The organism is Staphylococcus sp. FSL W8-0056, from assembly GCF_037963075.1.
Taxonomy (GTDB): Bacteria; Bacillota; Bacilli; order Staphylococcales; family Staphylococcaceae; genus Staphylococcus; species Staphylococcus aureus.
In genome coordinates this window covers 1186942-1213335 of sequence record NZ_CP150142.1, presented here as the reverse complement: position 1 = coordinate 1213335, position 26394 = coordinate 1186942, and the positions used below count along the sequence as shown (strand labels likewise).

Below are 26394 nucleotides of genomic sequence, written 5' to 3'. Positions count from 1 at the left end.
TATAAAATGGAAGATATCTATAAATTAATAGACGATATCAATCTACAAAAACTAGAAAATTTAGACTCTCGTGTTAATGAAGCAATAACTACTGACAACGATGACGCATTATTTATTCTAGGAGAGACACTTTACAATTTTGGATTAATGCCACAAGGTTTGGAAGTATTCCGCGTGTTATATCACAAATATCCAGACGAAAGTGAATTGCTGATTTATTTTATTGAAGGTTTAATGTCTGAAAATCAAACTGACGAAGCGTTAGAATATTTAAGTTATGTTGAACCATCACCTGAAAAGTTGATGTTAGAAGCAGATTTATATCAACAAATTAATATGATGGAAGTTGCTATTGATAAATTACAAGAAGCACTTGAACTAGAGCCAAATGATCCAATAATCCATTTTGCATTGGCTGAAATGTTATATTATGATGGTCAATATTTACGTGCTACCTCTGAATACGAAACCGTTTTAGAAACTGGTGAATATCAAGTTAATGGTGTAAACTTATTCTCTCGTATGGCAGATTGTAGTTTACAAAGTGGTAACTATAGTGATGCGATTCGCTTATACGATGAAATTAATGAAGATGAAATGACTTCAGAAGATTATCTCAAAAAAGCCATTTCTTACGATAAAAATGACATCACTCAAGAAGCAATTAAAATAATGACTACATTACTTTCTAAAGATCCTGATTATATTCAAGGCTACTTGTATTTACAATCATTATATGAAAATGAAAAAAAATATCCAGATGCCATTGAGACGGGTAAAGAAGGATTACGACTAAGTCAATTTTATAAAGAGTTAATGTATACAACTGGATGTTTGGAAATAGAACACGGCGATGCTAATGAAGGTGTATTATTGTTAAAACAAGCATTAGAGGTTGATAATGCTTACCAAGAACCTTTATTGATTTTAAGCGATTTATATCGTAATGAAGAAGATTATGAAGCAATCATTGAATTATTAACATATGTAGATGAAGAAGATTTGGATCCTACATTCATGTGGCATTTAGCGTTCGCCTATGGTCAAGAAGAGCGAGATAAAGAAGCTCAACATTTCTTTGAATTAGCATATCCAACGATGAAAACAAATATTGATTTTATGAGTGATTATTATTTCTATTTAATTGAAATTGGTCAAAAGGAACAAGCAATTACTATTTTAAATCAATTGTTGGAACTAGAGCCAAGTAACGAAAATTGGCATGACGAATTATCAAGATTGCAATCTTAAAATGGGGTATTTGATGTCAGAGACACTCAATCAAATTAAAGAAAGTTTTATTGAATATTTACTTTTTCAATATCGATTTAAGTCGCGTATTGCAGTTTGGGTGCTTAACTATATAAAAGTGAATGAGGCGAAATTGGCAAACATTCATTTTGTAGATACAAAAATTAATCATCATGAAACATTAGAAATTGCAGAAGTGGGAAGTCACGCTTCTGCAATTCAATTTACTAAGCGTAATATAAAGTTAATGAATACAAATGAAATATTTGATTATATCGCTAATCATAACTGTGCTTTTGATATTCAAATTCACTTCGCAAACGTGTCAAAGCGTGAGCAAAGGCTAGATGATTTAATAGTTGCTCAACTAACGGAATCGCCCAGTTATCAAACTTATCTTCATGACTTAAATAGTATGGCTATAGATCGGCATAAACATGCGTTATTAATAGATTACTTGTTACACAATATTGATTTAAGTTTACAGATGAATGAAAAGCAACGTTTTTATCAACTAACGCAAATTTTAAATACACTCAAGCTAGTAAATAAACATAATCAATTTGAGGACTTAGCAGATGACGATTAATACATTTTGGCAATATACACTTTATCAACGTTCTTGGTTAATGATGCTACTCATTTGTAATATATTAGGGATGATTTATGGTTATATATGGTATGGTGAACAATTAAGTCATACGCCGTGGCATTTTAAGATTTTTGTTCCAGATAGCCCAACTGCAATATTATACTTAGTTATTTCTATCTCATTGATATTAATTCAAAAACAAAATAGTATTATCGAAGCACTGGCATTTGTAACATTATTCAAATATGGGATTTGGGCAGTTATAATGAATATATTATTTATTATTGAACAAGGTGATATTACAGTAAATGGTTTGGTATTAATGTTTTCCCACAGTATAATGGCTGTTCAGGCAATTTACTTCTATCCTAGGTTTAAACGTTCTATGATTGGAATCAGTGTAGCGATGATTTGGGTGTTTTTGAATGATTATATTGACTATTTTCACCTTCAATTTCCATATTATGATTTTATAACTACACATGTGTGGCAAATTGGTGTATTATCATGTTGTCTAAGTGTTTTTGGACTTTTGCTTTATATTGAATTAAACAAATTATTAAAGTGTAAATGATTTGATAAAAACGGCAAATGACAGTAAAATATTTATAAAGGAGAGTGAGTTTATTGTCTTCAATTTTTACTATGATAATTTATTTCGTAATATTAATGGTGCTTCCTTTATGGGCACAACACAAAGTTAAATCTAACTATGAGAAATATTCACAAGTTAGATCAACTAGTGGTAAAACGGGTCGTGAAGTTGCATTAGAAATTTTACATGCAAACGGTATTTATGATGTCGAAGTTGTTAAAGGTGAAGGATTCTTAACAGATCATTACGATCCTAAAAAGAAAGTTGTTTCACTATCTCCTGCAAACTATGACAGACCATCAGTTGCTGGAACTGCAATTGCAGCCCACGAAGTTGGTCATGCCATTCAAGATCACCAAGGATATTGGTTCTTAAGATTCAGAGCAGCATTAGTACCTGTTGCAAACCTAGGGAGTTCATTAAGTTATATGATCATCATGTTAGGTATTATCTTAACAGCGATAGGTAGTGCATTTGGTTCAACTGCTTTATGGATTGGTGCTGGTTTAATGTCATTAGCGGTATTATTCTCAATTGTTACGTTACCAGTTGAGTTTGATGCGAGTTCAAGAGCGATGAAACAAATTACGGCATTGAACATTGTAAATGAAAAAGAATACAAGCATGCGCGTAAAGTATTATCTGCAGCAGCAATGACTTATGTTGCAGCAACTGCTGTCGCTGTAGCAGAGCTTGTACGTATTATTTTGATTGCGCGTTCAAGTGATTAATCTTATAGATTAACAATTAACTTAAATTAGACACTTATTAACTAGCTAATCACATTTTGTGTGATTGCTAGTTTTTTTGTGCTTATTTTTCTAATGGTAGATTATTCATTATATTATTTTATTGTAGTGGTACGAATCATAAAGTTATAATCCCAATTTCAATTGATTTAATTTAGTTAGGAATGCATTACATTTATATAAACTGAATTATTAAACTTCTAAAATAAACAACTTGTCATCTAGTTTAGCTAGAGTCAGTAGATTGCACTAAACATGCATGAGACTTCAAATTGATATATACTATATTAGAAATGCAATATAAGGAGAACGTAGAAATGAAATCAATGGTAGAAATGCAACGTGAAGTTGATGAATATATTGGACAATTTAAAACAGGATATTTTTCACCATTAGCTAACTTAGCTAGATTGACTGAAGAAGTGGGCGAACTTGCACGTGAAATAAATCATACCTATGGTGAAAAAAAGAAGAAAGATTCAGAGGAAGCAAATACGATTAAAGCAGAATTAGGTGATAATTTATTTGTGTTGTTATGTTTAGCGAATTCAATGGGAATAGATATGACAGAGAGCTTTAATGAAACAATGGAAAAGTTTAATACAAGAGATAAAAATCGATTCGAAAGAAAGTGAATTTAAAAATATATGCTTTATTTGGATTTGATTAAGATTAAAAACATAGACCAATGAATTGCATCGCATGAAATTATATTATTTTTAAAGTAAGTAGAACTAGATAAATGATTATATATACAACACCTGTTTTTTAGATATTTGAAATTATAAACTCAACATTACTATAAACTTAAATTTAAACAATTATCTACGCATCGAGAATAATAGAAAGAGAAATAGAAAGAAAGGATGGGCAAGCGAATGAAGATAGGTATAACATGTTACCCGTCCATGGGTGGTTCTGGAATTATTGCCACAGAATTAGGAATTAAATTAGCAGAGCGAGGTCACGAAGTACATTTTATCACTTCAAATATCCCGTTTAGAATAAGAAAACCATTGCCGAATATGATTTTTCATCAAGTTGAAGTGAATCAATATGCAGTATTTCAATATCCACCGTATGATATTACGTTAAGTACTAAAATCGCTGAAGTTATTAAAGAATATGATCTTGATTTGTTGCATATGCACTATGCTGTACCTCATGCAATTTGTGGAATTTTAGCTCGTGAGATGTCAGGTAAAGATATAAAAATTATGACAACGCTACACGGTACTGATATTACTGTTTTGGGCTATGATCATTCACTCCAAGGTGCAATTAAATTTGGCATTGAAAAAAGTGATATTGTGACAAGTGTGAGTAAATCTTTAGCGCAAGAAACACATGAAATTATCGAAACTAACAAAGAAATTATACCGATTTATAATTTTGTACGTGAAAATGAGTTTCCAACTAAACATAACACAGCATTAAAATCACAATTTGGTATAGCACCAGATGAAAAAGTGTTAATACATGTATCGAATTTTAGACAAGTAAAACGCATAGATACTATTATAGAAACATTTGCAAAAGTACGTGAAAAGATACCTAGTAAATTAATTTTACTTGGAGATGGTCCTGAATTAGTGCCAATGCGTCAATTGACGAAAGAGTTAAACGTAGAAGAGGATGTTTTATTTTTAGGGAAACAAGATTGTGTAAGTGAATTTTATCAATTATCTGACTTAGTATTATTATTAAGTGAAAAAGAAAGCTTTGGACTAACTTTACTTGAGGCTATGAAAACAGGCGTCGTTCCAATTGGTTCAAATGCCGGTGGAATTAAAGAGGTTATTAAACATGGTGAAACTGGATTTGTTGTAGATGTGGGTGATTGTGATTCAGCGAGTGACTATGCTATCCGTTTACTTGAAGATAAGGCGTTATACAACAAACTTCAGAAAAACATGCTAGCAGATATTGCTGAACGTTTTGGATCAGAACTTATTACAGATCAATATGAGTATTATTATCAAAAAATGCTAAATGAGCATAACAAAAGTAAAGGCGAGTAATAATATGGATAAATCATTATTTGAACAGGCAAGGCCTATATTAGAACAAATTCAAGACAATGGTTTTGAAGCATATTATGTAGGTGGCTCTGTAAGAGATTATGTCATGGGAAGAAATATTCATGATATAGATATCACAACAAGTGCAACGCCGGATGAAATAGAATCTATCTTTAGTCATACGATACCTGTAGGTAAAGAACATGGCACCATAAATGTAGTTTTTAATGATGAAAATTATGAAGTGACAACATTCCGGGCTGAAGAAGATTATGTCGATCACCGTAGACCAAGTGGTGTTACATTTGTTCGGGATTTATACGAAGATTTGCAACGAAGAGATTTCACGATGAATGCGATAGCAATGGATACAGCATACAAATTGTATGATTATTTTGATGGTCAACAAGATATTAATAATCGAATAATAAGAACTGTAGGTATAGCTGAGGAACGATTCCAAGAAGATGCTTTACGTATGATTCGATGTTTAAGATTCCAGTCACAATTATCATTTGATATTGCAATGGAAACATTTGAAGCGATGCGTACACAAATGGCAGATATTAAATTTTTATCAATTGAGCGTATAGTGATTGAACTAACTAAATTAATGCGAGGTATTAATGTTGAAGAGAGTTTTAATCATTTAAAATCGCTGAAAGCATTTAATTATATGCCATATTTCGAACAACTTGATATGAATCAAATTAATGTAACTGAACCAATTGATTTAGAATTGTTGATTGCTATAGTGTCAGTTAAATTTGATATTAATTACTCATTGAAGCCTTTAAAGCTAAGTAACCGACAAGTAAAAGATATCAATCAATATATTCAAATTATGAATGCATTACCAAGTATTATTACAAAAGAACAATTAAAAATGTTTGTTTATGATTATGATACGAATCTCATTAAAAATGTAATGGTTGCAGCAGACGTGTTAAAGGCAAATGATATTCAAGGACATGAACCATTAATCGTTAACCTTCAAACGATTGATGAAACATTACATCGTTTACCTATGCATAATAGAAAAGACATGATGGTTAATGGCGGTGTACTTATGGCACATTTAAATGCCAAAAGTGGTCCGTGGTTAAAAGATGTGCTAAGACAAATTGAGATAGCGATTGTAACAGGTAAAGTAAGCAACGAAGAAACTGAAATTTTGAAATGGGTGGATAATCATGTCAAAATATAGTCAAGATGTACTTCAATTACTCTATAAAAATAAACCGAATTATATATCTGGACAAAGCATTGCGGAATCACTTAATATTTCACGCACTGCAGTAAAAAAGGTGATTGACCAATTAAAGTTAGAGGGATGTAAAATTGATTCAGTAAATCATAAAGGGCATTTATTACAACAACTCCCAGATATTTGGTATCAGGGTATAATAGACCAATATACAAAAAGTTCTGCTTTGTTTGATTTTAGTGAAGTATACGATTCAATAGATTCTACACAACTTGCTGCGAAAAAGTCACTTGTTGGAAATCAATCTTCATTTTTTATCTTGAGTGATGAACAAACGAAAGGTCGTGGGCGATTTAATAGACATTGGAGTTCTTCAAAAGGGCAAGGACTTTGGATGTCTGTCGTGTTAAGACCTAACGTTGCATTCTCAATGATATCTAAATTTAATTTATTTATTGCATTAGGGATAAGAGATGCGATTCAACATTTTAGTCAAGATGAAGTCAAAGTGAAATGGCCGAATGATATATATATTGATAATGGTAAAGTGTGTGGTTTCTTAACTGAAATGGTTGCTAATAATGATGGTATAGAAGCAATAATATGTGGTATAGGTATTAATTTGACGCAACAACTAGAAAACTTTGATGAAAGTATTAGACATAGAGCAACAAGTATACAATTACATGATAAAAATAAATTAGATAGATATCAATTTTTAGAGAGATTACTTCAAGAAATTGAAAAAAGATATAATCAATTTTTAACGTTACCTTTTTCTGAAATTCGTGAAGAATATATTGCAGCTTCTAATATTTGGAATAGAACGTTGCTATTTACAGAAAATGATAAACAGTTTAAAGGACAAGCAATTGATTTAGATTACGATGGCTATCTAATTGTTAGAGATGAAGCGGGTGAATCACACCGTTTAATTAGTGCAGATATAGATTTTTAACACTAAAGCAAGGAGAGATAGCTATGGGTATGGCAACCTATGCCGTTGTGGATTTGGAAACAACAGGCAACCAATTAGATTTTGACGATATCATTCAAATTGGTATAACGTTTGTGCGCAATAACCAAATTATTGATACATATCATTCTATGATTAGAACAAATTTAGAGATTCCGCCGTTCATTCAAGCGTTAACATCCATTGAAGAAAATATGCTACAACAAGCGCCATATTTTAATCAAGTTGCACAAGAAATCTACGATAAGATAAAAGATTGCATTTTTGTCGCTCATAATGTAGATTTTGATTTGAATTTTATTAAAAAGGCATTTAAAGATTGTAATATTCAATATCGTCCCAAAAAAGTTATAGATACACTAGAAATCTTTAAAATAGCTTTTCCTACAGATAAAAGCTATCAATTAAGTGAATTAGCAGAGGCACATGGTATTACCTTAGCAAATGCCCATCGAGCTGACGAAGATGCCGCTACTACTGCTAAATTGATGATATTAGCTTTTGAAAAATTTGAAAAGTTACCGTTAGATACTTTGAAGCAATTATATTATTTAAGTAAACAGTTGAAATACGATTTGTATGATATTTTCTTTGAGATGGTTAGGCAATATGATGCAAAGCCATTGGATAAATCGTACGAAAAGTTCGAACAGATTATCTATCGTAAGCAAGTTGATTTTAAAAAGCCGACAACAAATTATAATGGCAGCTTGAAGTCTTTATATAGCAAAGCTGTAGATCAACTTGGCTTAACATATCGACCGCAACAATTATATTTAGCGGAAACTATATTAGATCAGCTCATGCATAGTGAAAAAGCAATGATTGAAGCATCACTAGGCAGTGGTAAATCATTAGCATATTTACTTGCGGCCTTGATGTATAATATTGAAACTGGGAAGCATGTCATGATTTCTACCAATACTAAATTACTGCAAAGTCAATTGTTAGAAAAAGATATTCCAGCAATGAATGAAGCGTTAAATTTTAAAATTAATGCACTATTGATTAAAAGTAAAAGTGATTACATTTCATTGGGACTTATTAGTCAAATTTTAAAAGATGACACAAGTAATTACGAAGTGAATATCTTGAAAATGCAATTGTTAATTTGGATTATAGAGACGCCGTCCGGAGATATACAGGAATTAAATTTAAAAGGTGGTCAAAAGATGTATTTTGACCAGAAAATTGAAACATATGTACCGGCACGTCACGATGTTCATTATTATAATTTTATTAAGCGAAATGCACAGAACATTCAAATTGGTATTACAAATCATGCACATTTAATTCATTCTGATGTTGAAAATTCAATATATCAATTGTTTGATGATTGTATAGTGGATGAAGCACATCGCTTACCAGACTATGCCTTAAATCAAGTGACAAATGAGTTGAGTTATGCTGATATTAAATATCAGCTTGGTTTGATTGGTAAAAACGAAAATGAAAAATTGTTAAAGGCAATCGATCAACTGGAAAAGCAGCGAATTTTGGAAAAATTAGATATTGCACCAATTGATATTTTTGGCTTGAAGGCTAGTATGAATGAGATTCATGAGTTAAATGAGCAATTGTTCTCAACGATATTTACGATTATCAATGATTCTGATGTTTATGATGATGATATTCATCGCTTCCATAATGTATTTACTTTTGAAACAAAAGACATTTTGAAGGATTTACATGCGATTATCGATAAGTTAAATAAAACGCTAGAAATATTCAATGGCATTAGTCATAAAACAGTTAAATCATTACGGAAACAGTTGTTGTATTTAAAAGATAAATTTAAAAATATCGAACAAAGTTTAAAAGCTGGACATACTAGTTTCATTTCAATTAAAAATTTATCTCAAAAATCAACAATACGTTTATATGTGAAAGATTACGCTGTAAAAGATGTATTAACGAAACAAGTATTGGAAAAATTTAAATCACTCATTTTTATATCTGGTACTTTAAAATTTAATCATTCGTTTGAAGCTTTTAAACAGTTATTCAACAAAGATGTTCACTTTAATACATTTGAAGTTAACACGTCGTTACAAAGTGCAAAAAATACAAGTGTATTTATACCGAGTGATGTAGCATCTTATCAATATAAAAATATAGATGAGTATGTAGCATCGATTGTAAGCTATATTATTGAATATACGACTATAACGTCATCAAAATGTTTAGTCTTATTTACGAGTTATAAAATGATGCATATGGTACAAGATATGCTAAATGAATTGCCAGAATTTGAAGATTATGTTGTATTAACACAACAGCAGAACCAAAATTATAAAATAGTACAACAGTTTAATAATTTTGATAAGGCCATACTGCTTGGTACGTCAACATTTTTTGAAGGTTTTGATTTTCAAGCAAATGGTATTAAATGTGTGATGATAGCGAAGTTACCGTTTATGAACAAGCATAATGCAAAATATTGGCTTATGGATTCTGAATTCACTTCAACTTTCAAGGAATATGTATTACCTGATGCAGTTACACGTTTTAGACAAGGACTTGGAAGATTAATTAGAAATGAAAATGATCGCGGCATAATAGTTTCATTTGATGATCGACTCATAAACAGTAATTATAAAAACTTTTTTGAACAAACACTTGAAAATTATCGTCAGAAAAAAGGCGACATTCAACAGTTTGGAAAATTATTAAGACAAATTCAAAAAAAGAAAAAGTGAAATACAAAGTAAAATTCTTGTGACATGACATGTGCTATGTTCTGTTACAAGAATTTTTGTTTGGTCGTCAAAATTTGAGTTTTATAATTAAACTTGAATGTTAGCACAAAAAACGACCTTCATACTAATAATATTGAGGCTTTATTATATATTTTGTCTGAAACTGATGATTGTATTGTCTTAATATAAATTAATGTTCAAATCTGTGCGTAAATCATTACCATTTACACGTTATCTTTTAGTCTAGTTCTAGAACTTGAAAGCGGATTTTGTTAAAATGAATGAGTATTGTATAACGAAAAAATAAATAGGAGAATGGTTATGAAAACAACGATTAAACAAGCGAAAGATCATTTAAACCAAGACGTTACAATTGGTGCTTGGTTAACAAATAAACGTTCAAGTGGTAAAATCGCCTTTTTACAATTACGTGATGGAACAGGCTTTATGCAAGGCGTAGTAGTTAAATCAGAAGTTGATGAAGAGGTATTCAAACTTGCGAAAGAAATTGCTCAAGAATCATCTCTATACGTTACAGGCACAATTACAGAAGATAATCGTTCTGACTTAGGATACGAAATGCAAGTGAAATCAATTGAAGTTATTTCAGAAGCGCATGACTATCCGATTACACCTAAAAATCATGGTACAGAATTCTTAATGGATCACCGTCATTTATGGTTACGTTCTAAAAAACAACATGCTGTAATGAAAATTAGAAATGAAGTTATTCGTGCAACGTATGAATTTTTCAACAAAGATGGATTTACAAAGGTTGATCCACCAATTTTGACAGCAAGTGCACCAGAAGGTACAAGTGAATTATTCCATACTAAATACTTTGATCAAGATGCGTTTTTATCTCAAAGTGGTCAGTTATACTTAGAAGCTGCAGCAATGGCACACGGAAAAGTATTTTCATTTGGTCCAACTTTCAGAGCTGAAAAATCAAAAACACGTAGACACTTGATCGAGTTCTGGATGATTGAAGGGGAAATGGCTTTCACAAATCATGCTGAAAGTTTAGAAATTCAAGAACAATATGTAACACATGTAGTAAAATCAGTTTTAGAAAATTGTAAACTAGAGTTGAAAATTTTAGAGCGTGATACATCAAAACTTGAAAAAGTTGCGACACCATTCCCTAGAATTTCATATGATGATGCAATTGAATTCTTAAAAGCAGAAGGCTTTGATGATATTGAATGGGGTGAAGATTTTGGTGCGCCACATGAAACTGCCATTGCTAATCATTATGATTTACCGGTGTTTATTACTAATTATCCAACTAAAATTAAGCCTTTCTATATGCAACCAAATCCTGAGAATGAAGAAACTGTCTTATGTGCAGACTTAATTGCACCTGAAGGATACGGTGAAATTATCGGTGGATCTGAACGTGTGGATGACTTAGAATTGTTAGAACAACGCGTTAAAGAACATGGATTAGACGAAGAAGCATATAGTTACTACTTAGACTTACGTCGTTATGGTAGTGTGCCACACTGTGGATTTGGTTTAGGTTTAGAGCGCACAGTAGCATGGATTTCTGGTGTTGAACACGTTCGTGAAACTGCGCCATTCCCAAGATTATTAAACCGTTTATATCCATAAGTTTTAGGATCGTTACTTAAAATTTATATTATGATAATAAAAAGAATCGTCCAGCCTATATTAATAGCTGGGCGATTTATGCTTGCAAAATGAAGATTGATAACGGCTTATATTAATCATGAACAAACTTTTGTTTAGTAACTATATTTGGAAAATAAATAGTTCATCTGATTATCCATAAAGTTCATTGTTAAAATCTAGTTTTAAAAAATACTGTTATTTAAAATTTGTTTGCTACTAGTTAAATATATTAAGCATTTTAGTCGAAAATTAAAGAAAATGATTTATACTATTAAGTAATGGTTAAATTTAAAAGGGGGCACGAACATGGATAAATATCAATTAAAAGCAAGACCTGTAGTGATACGAAGAGAATTATTAGACCATTACAGTGACTTAGGTTTAGATGAGCAAGATTTAGTCATTTTGCTTAAATTGATTTATGCTTCCGAAACATCAAATAAACAGCCTTCAATTGAATTACTTCAGAAGGGCTCAACTATGCAACCACGTGATATTACAATGGTTATTCAAAATTTGATACAACGTGAATTGCTAGAATTACAAGTTCAAAAAGATGAAGAAGGTAGATTTACCGAATATATGAATCTAGATCCTTTTTTCGAAAAATTAAGTCATATATTGAAGCAACAAAGTATGGAAACGAAAGAGCAAAATAGTAAAGAAAAATTTAAACAATTATTTAGAGTTTTAGAGGATACATTTGCAAGGCCGTTATCTCCATATGAAATAGAAACGTTAAATCAATGGATTGATGTTGATAAACACGATAGTGCAATTATACAAGCGGCATTAGACGAGGCGAATAGTTTGAATAAACTTAGCTTTAAATATATGGATCGTATTTTACTTAATTGGAAGAAAAACAATGTCAAAACAATTGACGATTCTAGAAAAATAAGAGAAAAATTTAATAAACCGAAAATGACGCACACAGTTAAAACGGTACCTAAATTTGATTGGTTAAACGGGGAGAACCTTGATGGTAAGTAAGAAAAAAGCATTAGAAATGATTGATGTTATAGCAAATATGTTTCCGGATGCAGAATGTGAATTAAAACATGATAATCCGTTCGAATTAACTATTGCTGTATTATTGTCAGCGCAATGTACAGACGTTCTAGTAAATAGAGTAACAACTGAGCTGTTTAAAAAATACAAAACGCCTGAAGATTATTTGGCAGTCAGTGATGAAGAACTTATGAATGATATTCGTTCTATCGGTCTGTATCGTAACAAAGCTAAGAATATTAAGAAACTTTGTCAATCTTTGATTGATCAATTTAATGGAGAAATACCACAAACACATAAGGAATTAGAAAGTTTAGCAGGTGTAGGACGTAAAACTGCTAATGTAGTCATGAGTGTAGCATTTGATGAACCTTCATTAGCTGTTGATACGCATGTAGAACGTGTTTCTAAACGCTTAGGTATTAATCGTTGGAAAGATAATGTGAGACAGGTAGAAGACCGTTTATGTTCTGTCATACCTAGAGATAGATGGAATAGGAGCCATCATCAACTCATTTTCTTTGGAAGATACCACTGTTTAGCCCGAAAACCTAAATGCGATATTTGTCCACTATTAGAAGATTGTAGAGAAGGACAAAAACGTTATAAAGCTAGTTTGAAAGAAGCGTGATAACATGACAAATATTACAAAAGAGGTATTTGATAATTTAGAACAAGAGATTGATGTATTTGCCAAAAATAAGGCATTAGGTTCTAGTGAAGCAAAGCCCTACTTGGATGAATACCATAGTAAAATTATTGATTATTTTAAGCAGGTTAATGACATAACTAGCAATATTGATTTTGATAATTTAAATCAATATCCTGTTGTGCCAATGAATTTTAAAGAAAGATATGATTATATGATTGAACGTAAATATCATTTTATGGGCTATCGACAAATGAAGACCTTTAAAACTGAATTGATTAAAATGAATGCTAGTTATCAAACAAGGTTAAAGAATAAGCAGGTATAGACAAGATTGATCATTTCTTAATGTTGAAAATATGTAAAACTAATTCATGCACACATATTTGTATTTATGTTAGGTGTCGTGTCATTACAACGTCTTAATATAAAAACTGTCCATCTACATCATAATGGATATCTTGAGATATGCTTTAAGATACCTATTTCGAATCGTAGGTGGATTTCTTATATCTATGATTGTGAAAATATGTTGCAAACATCTTGATATTTCACTGATTAACGTACACAGGGAATTGATAAACATTTCAATTTAAAACAGCGTCTAAGATGACTATGAGAAAATATAATCATAATTTTAAAAATGGGAACAACCACTTATTCAAATTCAATAATTTTACATAGCTAAAGATGTGAATATGAAAAACTATTTAGATGTTTCAAAATGTATGTGAATGACTGATTTTACGGTTTCTACTAATATAGCATTAGCGTATGAATACTTATAAAAAAAGCAGGAAGTTTTACCTTCCCACCATAAAAGATGAAGAACCTAAAAAAATCCTCAGCTACACCATAAATATGGTATAACTGAGGATTTTATGTTGAGTGGATTAGTTGAATATACCTGTTAATCCACCGCTGTTTCTAGATTGTTGAGATCTAGTATTGTTATTTGATTGTGCAGTACCACTGCTGTTTGCTGATGTGTCACTACCACCGTGTGTACTACGATTTGTAGTGTTGTTATCTTGACTACCAGAAACATTGATTGATGGGATACTACCACTTACTGAGCTAGGACGTTTAAAGTCTTCGCCATCTCTAGATGAAATTTTTGACATCACATTTTCATATAAGAACTGTGGATATTCTTGTTGGCTATGTCCCACAAATGAGTTTTCACCATATTGTTTAACTTTACTGAAGCCCATCCACACTGACATAGTGTATTGAGGTGTAAAGCCGTTAATCCACACGTCTTTCGCTGCATTATCAGGTAAATTATATTGTGAATAAGTTTCAGCACCGTAAGTACCAGTACCTGTCTTAGCACCCATATTTACTCCAGATACACCATGGCCATATGCAGAACCATATGGTTTAAATGTACCTTTTAGCATCTCAGCTAACATGTATGCAGTGTAATCACTCATCGCTTTATGGCTAGTATGATCGTATTCGATTGTTTCACCGTCACGAGTAACTACTTTTTGAATTGAATGCGCGTTGTTATAAGTACCACCGTTAGCGATTGCAGCAAATGCTGATGCTAATTGTGTTGGTGAGAATTCTGAAGCAGAACCACCAAGTACTTCAGATGGACCAATATCGCCTTCGTAGTTTAAGCCAAGTTTGGCAGCGAATTTCTTAGGTGCATCGTTACCAGCATTTTGCTTAACTGATTGCCATGCTTTTAAAGCTGGGATATTGAAACTTTGTCGTAAAGCATCATAAATAGATACAGTACCGTGACTCTTCGTATCATAGTTTCTAAATGTAGAACCGTCAACTTGATATGAAGATTCATCTTGAATCGCATGGTTTGTTGCCCATTTCATATTTTCAATGGCAGGTCCATACGCTAAGAAAGGTTTTAAAGATGAACCAGTAGGGTGAGGATCTGTTGCTTGGTTTCTGTTAACGACGTCTTTGAAATCACGTCCACCAGATATAGCAACTAAACCACCAGTTTTACTATCAAGAATCGTTGCACCAACTTGTTGGTCTTTATTCTTGTAGAAGCTACCATTATCAACATCATTTTGTAATGTTTTTTGAACATCTTTATCCATGTTTGTATAAATTTTAATACCACTTTGTAATACATTACCTAAATTTTCATCTTTGAATGCTTTATTATTCATTAATTCAGATTTCACAAAGTTAACGTATGAATTATACTCAGAATCTTGATTTGTATCAATGTTTTGACGTTCTTCAGGAGTACGATTTACTAAGTTCGCTTTTAAATCGATTTTCTTAGCATCTTCCCACTGTTTATCTGTAATGCGTTTATGATAATGCATTAAGTATAAAACAGTGTTTTTACGATCTTCAGCAGCTTTTGGATGATCATAAATATTATAGTTGTTTGGAACCTGAGGTAAACCGGCTAAATAAGCTTCTTCCGCTAAGTTTAAATCTTTTAAATCTTTATTAAAGTAATACTTAGCAGCAGCTTTAATACCTGTTACGCCATCAGAATAGTAAATTTTATTTAGATATACTTGGAAGATATCATCTTTACTATACTCTTGTTCTAAACGATATGATAAGTATGCTTCTTGAGCTTTACGTCCAATAGATTTATGTTGTGATAAAAATGCATCTTTAACAACTTGTTGTGTTAATGTTGAGGCACCTTCAGAACCAAATCCACCAGTCAAGTTCTTACCAATTGCACCGAATAAACGTTTATAATCAAGTGCGCCATGTTCGTAGAAACGATTGTCTTCAGTTGCAAGTACTGCGTCTTTCATTGATTTCGGCACGTCTTTTAAATTTACATGCTCATGTCTTTGGCCATTATCTAATGTTTTAACAAGTTCTCCGTTCTTGTCATATATCTTTGCAGGAATCGGATCTTGTAATTTAGCTTCGGTAAAAGCAGGTGCTTTCCAAGCATAATAAGCAAACAATAAGATACCTAGTAAAAGAACAACGAAAAATGCAATAATCATGAAGCCAATAATCTTAATAATCGTTCTCTTCACATTTCTATTCTTTTTTGAGTTGGATTTCCCACCATTATTACCGTTTTTCTTAGGCTGAGAAGATCCTTTGTTTTCCGTCATACGCGGTCCTCACTTTCATCTAATATCAACTTATCAACTGCTTTTAGATAGTCTAATCTTGGTTGATGCTGATAAGGAATATGGTAACCATTTTTTCGTATTTCATCAACTGTTATAGACTTTTTAATATTATCTTTATATCTCTTCCAAAATACTTCGAATTTTGAATAGGGTAAAAGATAAACTTCATCTAGCGTTTTAAAACGAATCATTAAAAACACAATACCTTTTTGTTGATATGCATTTTTCATATGTTCGACTTGATGGTCATGAATATTATTTAAAGGAAAGGACGTCTTGTTTTTAGTTTCCTTTGCTTCAAAATCAATATAATAACCTTGATAAACGCCGTTGTAATCAGTTGTTGAAGGTGTACGAAAATAAGCTTCGTTAATCACAGCTTTACTCCGCTTAGGATAGTTGACATTAACTATTTGTACTGGCGTAGGCTTTTTGTGAATAACTGCAATGTCGCTTTTAAGATAAAACGTATTTGAATGTTCGATATCTTTTTCAAGTGACATACCACGTCCACCATACTCAATATTACTAAAGGCAGCGGTCTTTTTCCCTCCGTCTATAGCACTATTTTTACGATATGGTTTACCATTTGGATAATTCATAAATTTCACCACACAAGTTTGGTAGTAAACGTTGTTTATTATACACAACATTATAGTGAAACACCAAACTTAAATTAGTATAAATGCGAAAGACACAATACACCAAAGCTTATTTTAACGTGATTTCAGCATTAACACAATAATATTATAATACATTTACCGTTAATGTTGGAATTTTACACACAATTTTAATTAATTGAAAAGTTTTGCTTATAAAAATGAATACTCATTACAATATTTTTGAATTTTGTTATAAAAGTCAAATCATGATCAGTAATTTTTATTTTTGAGGCAAGTACAAGTATGTGTTGTTAATCAGCAGAGGTGTATTTGATTTAAATGATTTTATTAGATTAAAAGTATTTTCATCGTATAACAACATACACGATAAAATTTTGTATTTATATAGGAAGTTTTTAGATTTACTTGATTTAACAGATAACACATTTGAAAAAATAGTTAAATCAAATTATATAGAGTGTTAAAACATGACGAATACAGTATATTGTGATAAATTAAAAAATGTAGGAGGCGTCCTCATGAATGATGTAGTCGAATCACTAATTTATGAAGTTAACAACATGCAACAAAATTTTGAAAATGTGAAATCACAACAACAAGATCATGATTTTTACCAAACTGTAAAGCCATATACTGAACATATTGATAGCATGCTCAATGAGATCAAATTACATCGTGAATTTATTATAGAAGTACCTTATATGAATTCAAGGAAATTTGAGCTACTGATTGCTAACATTGAACAACTTTCTGTCGAATGTCATTTTAAGCGAACAAGTCGAAAGTTATTTATAGAAAAGCTTAAAAGTGTCCAATATGATTTACAAAATATATTAGATGGCGTAACAAAAGAGGGTACTTATGGTTAAAACAGTTTATGTAACAGGTTACAAATCATTCGAATTAAACATTTTTAAAGATGACGCACCTGAAGTACATTATTTAAAACAATTTATAAAACATAAAATTGAACAACTGTTGGATGAAGGATTAGAATGGGTGTTAATACAAGGGCAAATGGGTATAGAATTATGGACTGCAGAAGTTGTTATTGAATTACAACGAACATATGATTCGTTAAAGTTTGCTGTAATTACACCGTTCCAAGGACATACAGAAAAGTGGAATGAACATAATCAAAGTAAGTATGCCAACATAATTAAGCATGCAGATTATGTTGATAGTATTTTTCATACGTCGTATCAAGGTCCTTTTCAATTTAAACAAGCAGATCAATTTATGCTTGAACATTCGGATCAAACATTGCTCATTTATGATGAGGAACAAGAGGCAAGTCCTAAGTTCTTCAAGCAGATGTTAGTTGATTTTATGGATAAAACAAACTATACTTGTGATATTGTGACGTTCGATGAATTAACAGCATTCATCAATGACTTACAGTGGTCTGAAGATCAAAGTTTCTAATGAGGTGGAAAAAATGTCAGATGTTTCATTGAAATTATCAGCAAAAGATATTTATGAAAAAGATTTTGAAAAAACGATGGCTCGTGGCTATAGAAGAGAAGAAGTAGATGCATTTTTAGATGACATTATTGCTGATTATCAAAAAATGGCCGATATGAATAATGAAGTTGTAAAATTATCAGAAGAGAATCATAAACTTAAAAAAGAATTAGAAGAATTAAGACTACGTGTAGCAACATCAAGACCTCAGGACAATAAAAGTTTTTCTTCGAATAATACAACAACAAATACATCTTCAAATAATGTAGATATTTTAAAACGTATTTCAAACTTAGAAAAAGCTGTATTTGGTAAATAATTACTAAATACAAAAGTTTAACTGTCTTACTAATAATGACTATGTTATAATTTTAAAAGTGATATTTTGGGTAATCGCTATATTATATAGAGGAAAGTCCATGCTCACACAGTCTGAGATGATTGTAGTGTTCGTGCTTGATGAAACAATAAATCAAGGCATTAATTTGACGGCAATGAAATATCCTAAGTCTTTCGATATGGATAGAGTAATTTGAAAGTGCCACAGTGACGTAGCTTTTATAGAAATATAAAAGGTGGAACGCGGTAAACCCCTCGAGTGAGCAATCCAAATTTGGTAGGAGCACTTGTTTAACGGAATTCAACGTATAAACGAGACACACTTCGCGAAATGAAGTGGTGTAGACAGATGGTTATCACCTGAGTACCAGTGTGACTAGTGCACGTGATGAGTACGATGGAACAGAACATGGCTTATAGAAATATCACTACTAGTTTAGCTCTCCTAGATGATGGAGAGCTTTTTTCATGAAAAGAACACTTAAAATTAACGCCTTGTCTTGATATAATGACACTGCCTTGTTTTAAAATAGTAAGCGGATGCGTTAATGTATCAGCGATTAAATTTGTTGGAAATGTATAAAAAACACAAGCTAAGAATAAAATACCTGTATAAAAGGAGAATCATATATGTTTCAATTACTTGCAGTTTGTCCGATGGGATTAGAAGCTGTTGTTGCTAGGGAAATTCAAGAATTAGGCTATGAAACAAATGTTGAAAATGGTCGTATATTTTTTGAAGGAGACGCAAGTGCAATTGTAAAGGCAAATTTATGGTTGCGCACAGCAGACCGAATCAAAATTGTTGTTGGACGTTTTAACGCAACAACGTTTGACGAATTATTCGAACAAACCAAAGCGCTCCCTTGGGAATCTATAATTGATAAAGAAGGTAACTTCCCAGTTCAAGGTAGAAGCGTTAAATCAACACTACATAGTGTGCCAGATTGTCAGGCGATAACTAAGAAAGCTATTGTTGAACGATTACGTCGCGCATATAACGAAAAAGGTTGGTTAAATGAATCAGGTGCCAAATACCCTGTTGAAGTTGCTATTTTAAAAGATAATGTATTATTGACTATCGACACATCAGGTTCTGGTTTGAACAGACGTGGTTATAGATTAGCACAAGGTGAAGCACCAATTAAAGAAACGTTGGCAGCAAGTTTAATCCGTCTTGCAAACTGGAAAGGTGATACACCTTTAATTGATCCATTTTGCGGTTCGGGTACAATAGCTATAGAAGCTTGTTTAATTGCTCAAAATATCGCACCTGGTTTTAATCGCGAGTTCGTATCAGAGCAATGGAACATCATGCCAGCAAATATTTATGATGATTACCGTGATGAAGCGGATAAGATGGCTGATTATGATAAAGAAATCGAAGTATATGCTTCTGATATCGATCCAGAAATGGTAGAGATTGCTAAGCGTAACGCTGAAGAAGTTGGGTTGTCTGATATTATTAAATTTAGTGTAAAAGATGTCAATACATTAACAATTGATACAGAAGAACCGGTGGCGTTAATTGGAAATCCTCCATATGGTGAACGTATTGGTGATCGTGAAGAAGTTGAAGAAATGTACCGTTATATTGGTAAACTAATGAAACAACATCCATTTTTATCTACATACATTTTAACAAGTAATAAAGAATTTGAATATTTAGTAAATCGTAAAGCAACGAAGCGACGTAAGTTATTTAATGGATATATAGAATGTACTTATTATCAATACTGGGGTAAAAAGACAGAACGTAAAACTATTGAAAACTAAAGTGTTTCTAATGCGTGACTAAAATTAGTAATAATTAAGTTCTCATGATAATAGGTATTTTTGAAAAATGGAGGAGTCTATAAATGGGTAAAAAAATGGGTCTAGGTTTATCTATAGCATTGGTTGTTATTGGTATTGCCGTTGTATGTTTAATGATTTTTTCTAGTCAAAAAACGACTTATTTTGGTTATATGAATAGTAAAACAAATGCAGAAAAAGTTGTCAGTGAAAAAGATGGATTAGTCAAACATAATATCAAAGTAGAACCATCAAATGATTTTAAACCGAAAAAAGGAGACTTTGTAAAATTAGTTTCTAAAGATGATGGGAAGACATTTTATAAACAAGAGATTGTTAAACATGATGACGTCCCACACGGTTTAATGATGAAAATTCACGACATGCATATGAATTAATAAAAAAGCATCTATAACGTAATTTTGAAGAAGTAGAGTTATCTTCTTATGCGTTTTAGATGCTTTTTTATCTTCAAATTCAAAAAATCTGACAGATAAAAAGTAAAAACTTTCCATCAGTACGATTTATTATAGAACCCGTTTTAAGTAATTAGAGAGACGAGAATCATTTTGTAAATTTCGTCAGTTCAAAACTTTAAGTGCATTATTGTTTAGCACGACGATCTTTAATATATAATATTAATTCAATTATAAATACAAGGATAAGTGATAATCCAAATAATGGCATTAATAATCCTAATACAATTAAACATATTATGAGTGATATAGATGCTGGTTTTTTTACGCGATGTGGTACTTTTACTGCAGTATTTTTTGTACGCTTTATCCAAGAGACAAACCCCATGCCAATGGCTACTAATAAAGTGATACATACAAATAAATTAATGATTTTATTTAAAATGCCGAATAAATGACCTTCGTGAAGCGGAATGCCCCATGTAAACCATTTAGCAATAATACCGTAGTCATCATATTTAATCGTACCTAGCTTTTTACCGCTATATTGGTCGAAATAAAGTGTTTGTTCCTTGTAAGGTGATACATCTAGCCCAGTAACACCTGAATTACTAGTATTAGATACAATAAAGGTACCATTTTTATCACTTGGATATACGATTGAAAACGGCTTTTTAATACCAGCTTTTTGCGCTTGTACAACGACCTTATCAATAGATATTTGATAATCTAATTTGGTTTGAGGCATTGCTGCATTACCATGATGACCACTTGAACCTTTTTCGGATGAAGCTGGCTGTTTATTTTTACGTGTAGCCCAAGGTAATTCGTTCAAATCTGATTTAGGTGGATTAATCGCTAATTCACCTTGACCAAGGTCACCGTTTGTGTCCATCATACCGGCAATTTTACTGCCCATAAAACCAGACCATGGCAATCCAGTTAAAACTAATACAAATACTGGAATTGCAATGATAACTCCAATCATTGCGTGCCACTTTTGCCAACGAAGTGCCTTACTTTTGTTAGAAATTAAATGCTTCTTAATGAGTAAATAAGTACCAGATAAAATCATGAATATCGTCCAACATGCGGTTAACTCTACTAAATAATTAATAATAGTATTTTCAGTAAACAAAGAACTATGTATACTTCGCATCACATTAGAATACGTATGTTTCGCATTTTGATCTGCAACAAATTGATTGTTATGATCTAGAAAGACGTAACGTTGATTTCCTGCCATATCACTCAGTGTAATTCGTTTGTTATATGGTTCATCAAGTATGCTAACTTTACTTACAAAGAATCCTTCATATTGTTGTTCAACTTGATGTACTGCATCATTTAATGTTTGATGCGTTTTTACATCACTGTCACCAAAAAACTCATTCTTATAAATATTATTTTCAACTTCTGGAAAGAACAAGTAACCAATGCCCGAAATGGTTAAAGTGATTAACAGTGGAGCAATAAATATTGCTGCATAGAAATGTAATCTTTGTAATGGATTAAATGTATTTTTCATATTTCCCTCCCAATTGGCTATTATACGGTGTCAATTCTGTGACGTGTGTGAACAAACTGTGACAATATTTATTTTCTAGAAAAATTTAACGATGATTTGTGATTTTTAGAAATATGAACTTTTAAGTTGGAATGTTTGAAGAAAATTGATTATTCGTATGTTTTATCAAGCAGCTATGATAAAATTTAAACATAATACAATGCGAGCCATTTAACGATCTATGTTTAAATGGACATCGATATTGTATGAATTCGTTTTAACAAGCAAGCATTTCTATGTGAACGAACCAAAGGGGAAAGTAACATGATTAATAAAGAACAATTAGATCTTTTATATAAATTAAAAAAAGAAGTTGAAAAGTCGCGAAATGAAGCACTTTTACATACAATTAACCAAGTAATTAAGAAAGTATATTTGCAGCAATATACATGTTCGTTCGTTGGACATTTTTCTGCAGGTAAATCGACACTGATAAATTTATTAATTGAACAAGATATCTTACCAAGTTCACCTGTACCAACGACAAGTAATACTGCTATTGTGTCAGTTTCAGACAATCACGATATTATTGCTAATTTGCCGAATCAAACATATGCCAAATTATCTAATTATGATGAAGTAAGGGAAATGAATCGCCAAAATGTCGACGTTGAATCTGTAGAAATTAATTTTCAATCAGCTAAATTTGAAAATGGGTTTACGTTGCAAGATACACCAGGTGTTGATTCAAATGTTGCATCACATCAGTCAATAACAGAACAATATATGTATACAAGTAATATGATATTTTATACGGTTGACTATAACCACGTTCAATCTGAACTTAACTTTAAGTTTATGAAGCATATAAATGATGTTGGAATACCTGTTGTGTTTATCATTAATCAAATTGACAAGCATCAAGACGATGAATTGTCATTCTCTACGTTTAAATCACGAGTTGAAAAATCAATTGCAGATTGGGGCATTAAATTAGAACGCACCTTTTATGTATCTAAATTTGATCACCCTGAAAATGAACTTGAAGTATTATCAAGTTATCTAATTTCATTAGATCAACATAGAGAGACAATAGAGGATTATACATCAAGAACGGTTGAATACATTACCGAAGCTCAGCTAGATTACATTCAGTCTGAAATTCAGGAAGTACTAGAAGATTTAGGTATCGAAGAAGCGGAGTTTGAACAAGCATTTTTAAATAGTCAACAACATCAAGCAATTAGTGAAGAGGCACAACTTTTAAATAATCCAGATGAATTAATGGCATTTTTAAAGAATAAGCGTAAAAATATTTTAGAAAATGCATACATTATGCCGCATAATATGAGAGAAATGTTACGAAGTTATTTGGAAAGTATGTCTCAAGATTTTAATGTTGGTGGGTTTTTTAATAAAAAGAAGAAAAAGCTACAAATTCAACAACAGCGATTATTAACAGCGACAGATGCGTTACAAGAACATGTTAATCAACAAATTCGTCAACCAATGCGAGAAGATATGTCATTTGTAACGCGTTTTATCAATAAAAAAGAAGCTTCAGATAAAGTATTAAATCAGCATTATGACGTTAAACCGGAAATGATTGAAGATTTATATCAACCACAAACATCAATCAGCAATACTTATGTACTTACATTTTCAGACGAAGTGGTTAAAGCCATTAAGAAATATGTTGAACAACAATCAACACCGATTTTTAAAGAAATAATAGAAAATGTGCAGGCAGATGAATTACCAACAGAAGAAAGTGATGATTTAAAAGAATATCAACGTTATACAGAATTAAATGAGCTGCGTCAGTCATTGACGACTAAGAATTATCGTCACTACTATATTCATTTAGATGAATCTCTAGATAAATTAATAGGTCGACAAGAGACAACATATCAAGTGGCTACTGATAATACTCAGGATAATCGTGATAATCAGCAGCTAAATCAAAATACAGCTACAACAAATATGTCTATAGATATTCAAAAAGCGCTTGATATAATTTCGGATGTGCCTTTGTTCAAGCGTACAAAGCAAGATATCCACGAAACATTAACACGTATAGATAATAAATTAATAAAAATAGGTGTATTTGGAACATTTAGTGCGGGTAAAAGTAGTTTGATAAATGCATTATTAGGCGAGCATATTTTAGTGAGTTCTCCAAATCCTACTACAGCAGCTACTACAGAAATATCTTATGGAGACGAGAGTTATATAACGCTAAAATCACAATCGCAATTATTAGATGAAATTAATGCAGTAGTTGAATACCAAGATATATCTTTTTCAACTATAGAAGAATTTATTAATTGGGATTTAGAAAAGTTAAAATCACATTTAAATAAAAATCAACTCGCTTTTATTCAGGCAGTTGAAAAACATTATAAATTGTATGTCAATATGTTGGAAAATGGAGAAAAACATGCCATTAATCAACAGGAATTGAAAAAGTGGAGTGCAGAAGATGAATATGCAACATTTGTTAAGACAGTACACATTGCATTAATGCATGATTGGTTAAAAGGTAAAATAATTGTTGATTCATTAGGGCTACACTCAAATAACCAAAGGCATACAAATGAAACCGAACAAATTTTAACTTCTTCAGACTTAATATTGTATGTAAGTTATTTTAATCATTCATTTACTGATAATGACAAAGCGTTTATAGAACACATGAAAGATATGAACCAGTTGAATGAAAACCAAGCATTTAAAATGGTAATTAATGCTGCTGATTTAGCAGAAAGTCAAGATGATCTTGAAGCAGTTGAAACATATGTATCAGATGCATTAAGACAAGTACACTTACAATCAGACATTTTTGCTGTATCAAGTCGAAATGCATTGCAAGCTGAAGATAAGGGCATTGATCAATTAAAACAAAGCATACAACAATTTGTTGATGTTGAATCTAAATCAATTTTAGAACAACAAATGATTCATCAGCTTCAACAAATGGATCGTTCTTATGTAGAGATGATTACAGAATTTGAAACAAATAAAGCTGATATTTCACGTCGCCAACAAAGGTTAACAGATTATAAAGATAAACAGCGTTTACAACATCAATTAATTGATGCGACGCTACAACATACAGACAACGAAGTTGAAGAACAAGTTTATCATTTAAATGCACGTTTAAAATTACAACTACTTGACGATGTTAAATCAGTGTTTAATTCTCAAATGACGCAAAATAGTGATTTTAATGAAGAAAAGAAAGTGTCTACGAAAGTATACTTAGATCAAATTCATCAACGATTGTTTTTAGAGCAATCTTTAATTACAGAACGTATAAAAAAATACTTTAATAAGCAACTCACTAAGCAAATTGCACCAATCGTTCAACAATTAGCAGATTTACATGTCATTGTTAATCCTCAGTTTAACTTTGAATCAGCTAATATAGAGCAACCATTATTGCACATCGATTTCAATGATATGCTAAATGCATTGCCTAAACAATTAACAAAACGTAAAATTTTGAATCCAAATGGGCAAAGAGATATACATGAATCAATTTGTCAAAGTACGTTAGGATTATTACAACCACAAATGGGATTATTGAGGCAACAGCTTGAATTATATGTAAAGCAAATGGCTGTAGAAGCTGAATCGCAATTTGAAAGTTTTGAAGCTAATATTCAAACGCAAATAAACGATTTATTAGCATTTGATTTAGATACAACACTTATCAATCAATTGAAAGATAAACATCAACAACTGAAAACTATTTTATATTAAGAA

23 protein-coding genes and 1 other RNA gene are annotated in these 26394 nt (G+C 31.4%); 21 read left to right on the top strand and 3 right to left on the bottom strand.

Annotated features, from left to right (window positions below; translation table 11 throughout):
• Positions 1-6 precede the first annotated feature (6 nt).
• The 13 genes from NSS86_RS05955 (at position 7) to NSS86_RS05895 (ending at position 13713) form a co-directional block, all read left to right on the top strand.
• Entirely contained in the window at positions 7-1251 is a 1245-nt protein-coding gene (locus tag NSS86_RS05955) for a tetratricopeptide repeat protein (RefSeq protein WP_000389517.1), read from the top strand.
• A gap of 13 nt (positions 1252-1264) precedes the next feature.
• Positions 1265-1840: a YpiB family protein gene (locus tag NSS86_RS05950; protein ID WP_000005212.1), complete on the top strand. Its 576-nt coding sequence runs from the start codon at positions 1265-1267 to the stop codon at positions 1838-1840.
• On the top strand, positions 1830-2417 hold the full coding sequence (locus tag NSS86_RS05945; protein WP_000154683.1) for a DUF1405 domain-containing protein: 588 nt from the start codon (positions 1830-1832) through the stop codon (positions 2415-2417). The genes NSS86_RS05950 and NSS86_RS05945 overlap by 11 nt, the downstream gene beginning before the upstream one ends.
• Positions 2418-2488: 71 nt before the next feature.
• Complete coding sequence (locus NSS86_RS05940) at positions 2489-3169, top strand: zinc metallopeptidase (protein WP_001827022.1); 681 nt, start codon at positions 2489-2491, stop codon at positions 3167-3169.
• 335 nt (positions 3170-3504) lie between these two features.
• Entirely contained in the window at positions 3505-3822 is a 318-nt protein-coding gene (locus tag NSS86_RS05935; RefSeq protein ID WP_000839926.1) for a nucleotide pyrophosphohydrolase, read from the top strand.
• Positions 3823-4065: 243 nt separating this feature from the next.
• The gene (gene bshA / locus NSS86_RS05930; protein WP_000690025.1) at positions 4066-5208 is read left to right on the top strand and encodes an N-acetyl-alpha-D-glucosaminyl L-malate synthase BshA; all 1143 of its coding nucleotides are present in this window, start codon (positions 4066-4068) and stop codon (positions 5206-5208) included.
• A 4-nt stretch (positions 5209-5212) separates the two neighbouring features.
• Complete coding sequence (locus NSS86_RS05925; RefSeq protein ID WP_000361540.1) at positions 5213-6415, top strand: CCA tRNA nucleotidyltransferase; 1203 nt, start codon at positions 5213-5215, stop codon at positions 6413-6415.
• Positions 6402-7373, top strand: coding sequence for a biotin--[acetyl-CoA-carboxylase] ligase (locus tag NSS86_RS05920; RefSeq protein ID WP_000049921.1), 972 nt, complete (start codon positions 6402-6404; stop codon positions 7371-7373). The genes NSS86_RS05925 and NSS86_RS05920 overlap by 14 nt, the downstream gene beginning before the upstream one ends.
• Before the next feature lie 23 nt (positions 7374-7396).
• On the top strand, positions 7397-10090 hold the full coding sequence (locus NSS86_RS05915) for an ATP-dependent DNA helicase DinG (RefSeq protein WP_000525068.1): 2694 nt from the start codon (positions 7397-7399) through the stop codon (positions 10088-10090).
• A 321-nt stretch (positions 10091-10411) separates the two neighbouring features.
• Positions 10412-11704 carry an asparagine--tRNA ligase gene (gene asnS, locus NSS86_RS05910; RefSeq protein WP_000858779.1) on the top strand — a complete coding sequence of 431 codons (1293 nt, stop codon included), beginning with the start codon at positions 10412-10414 and terminating at the stop codon, positions 11702-11704.
• Between the two features lie 327 nt (positions 11705-12031).
• Positions 12032-12718, top strand: a complete 687-nt coding sequence (locus tag NSS86_RS05905; protein WP_000362218.1) for a DnaD domain-containing protein — start codon at positions 12032-12034, stop codon at positions 12716-12718.
• Positions 12708-13367, top strand: coding sequence for an endonuclease III (gene nth, locus NSS86_RS05900; protein WP_000253765.1), 660 nt, complete (start codon positions 12708-12710; stop codon positions 13365-13367). The genes NSS86_RS05905 and nth overlap by 11 nt, the downstream gene beginning before the upstream one ends.
• A gap of 4 nt (positions 13368-13371) precedes the next feature.
• A complete protein-coding gene (locus NSS86_RS05895) occupies positions 13372-13713 on the top strand; it encodes a YpoC family protein (protein ID WP_000182021.1) in 342 nt (113 codons plus the stop codon).
• A 565-nt stretch (positions 13714-14278) separates the two neighbouring features.
• On the opposite strand, the gene NSS86_RS05890 is transcribed toward NSS86_RS05895, so the two are convergent.
• Positions 14279-16462, bottom strand: coding sequence for a transglycosylase domain-containing protein (locus tag NSS86_RS05890; protein ID WP_000138351.1), 2184 nt, complete (start codon positions 16460-16462; stop codon positions 14279-14281).
• On the bottom strand, positions 16459-17085 hold the full coding sequence (gene recU / locus NSS86_RS05885) for a Holliday junction resolvase RecU (protein ID WP_339302366.1): 627 nt from the start codon (positions 17083-17085) through the stop codon (positions 16459-16461). Before recU ends, NSS86_RS05890 begins: the two co-directional genes overlap by 4 nt.
• Before the next feature lie 305 nt (positions 17086-17390).
• Between recU and NSS86_RS05880 the strand changes: the two genes are divergently transcribed.
• The 7 genes from NSS86_RS05880 to NSS86_RS05850 all read left to right on the top strand — a co-directional run bounded on the left by NSS86_RS05880 (position 17391) and on the right by NSS86_RS05850 (position 21101).
• Positions 17391-17570 carry a hypothetical protein gene (locus NSS86_RS05880; protein WP_001788819.1) on the top strand — a complete coding sequence of 60 codons (180 nt, stop codon included), beginning with the start codon at positions 17391-17393 and terminating at the stop codon, positions 17568-17570.
• Positions 17571-17624: 54 nt separating this feature from the next.
• Complete coding sequence (locus NSS86_RS05875; RefSeq protein WP_001000806.1) at positions 17625-17975, top strand: YppE family protein; 351 nt, start codon at positions 17625-17627, stop codon at positions 17973-17975.
• A complete protein-coding gene (locus NSS86_RS05870; protein WP_000241308.1) occupies positions 17968-18531 on the top strand; it encodes a DUF1273 domain-containing protein in 564 nt (187 codons plus the stop codon). The genes NSS86_RS05875 and NSS86_RS05870 overlap by 8 nt, the downstream gene beginning before the upstream one ends.
• 13 nt (positions 18532-18544) lie before the next feature.
• A complete protein-coding gene (gene gpsB / locus NSS86_RS05865) occupies positions 18545-18889 on the top strand; it encodes a cell division regulator GpsB (protein ID WP_001286320.1) in 345 nt (114 codons plus the stop codon).
• A 62-nt stretch (positions 18890-18951) separates the two neighbouring features.
• An RNA gene (gene rnpB, locus NSS86_RS05860) (RNase P RNA component class B) lies at positions 18952-19331 on the top strand.
• Between the two features lie 208 nt (positions 19332-19539).
• A complete protein-coding gene (locus NSS86_RS05855) occupies positions 19540-20685 on the top strand; it encodes a class I SAM-dependent RNA methyltransferase (protein WP_000487154.1) in 1146 nt (381 codons plus the stop codon).
• A gap of 83 nt (positions 20686-20768) precedes the next feature.
• The gene (locus NSS86_RS05850) at positions 20769-21101 is read left to right on the top strand and encodes a DUF4889 domain-containing protein (RefSeq protein WP_000516798.1); all 333 of its coding nucleotides are present in this window, start codon (positions 20769-20771) and stop codon (positions 21099-21101) included.
• Positions 21102-21306: 205 nt separating this feature from the next.
• Here the strand turns inward: NSS86_RS05850 and NSS86_RS05845 are convergent, their stop codons facing one another.
• Positions 21307-22647 carry a PepSY domain-containing protein gene (locus NSS86_RS05845; protein ID WP_000798987.1) on the bottom strand — a complete coding sequence of 447 codons (1341 nt, stop codon included), beginning with the start codon at positions 22645-22647 and terminating at the stop codon, positions 21307-21309.
• A 303-nt stretch (positions 22648-22950) separates the two neighbouring features.
• Between NSS86_RS05845 and NSS86_RS05840 the strand changes: the two genes are divergently transcribed.
• Positions 22951-26391, top strand: a complete 3441-nt coding sequence (locus NSS86_RS05840; protein WP_000608509.1) for a dynamin family protein — start codon at positions 22951-22953, stop codon at positions 26389-26391.
• Positions 26392-26394 lie beyond the last annotated feature (3 nt).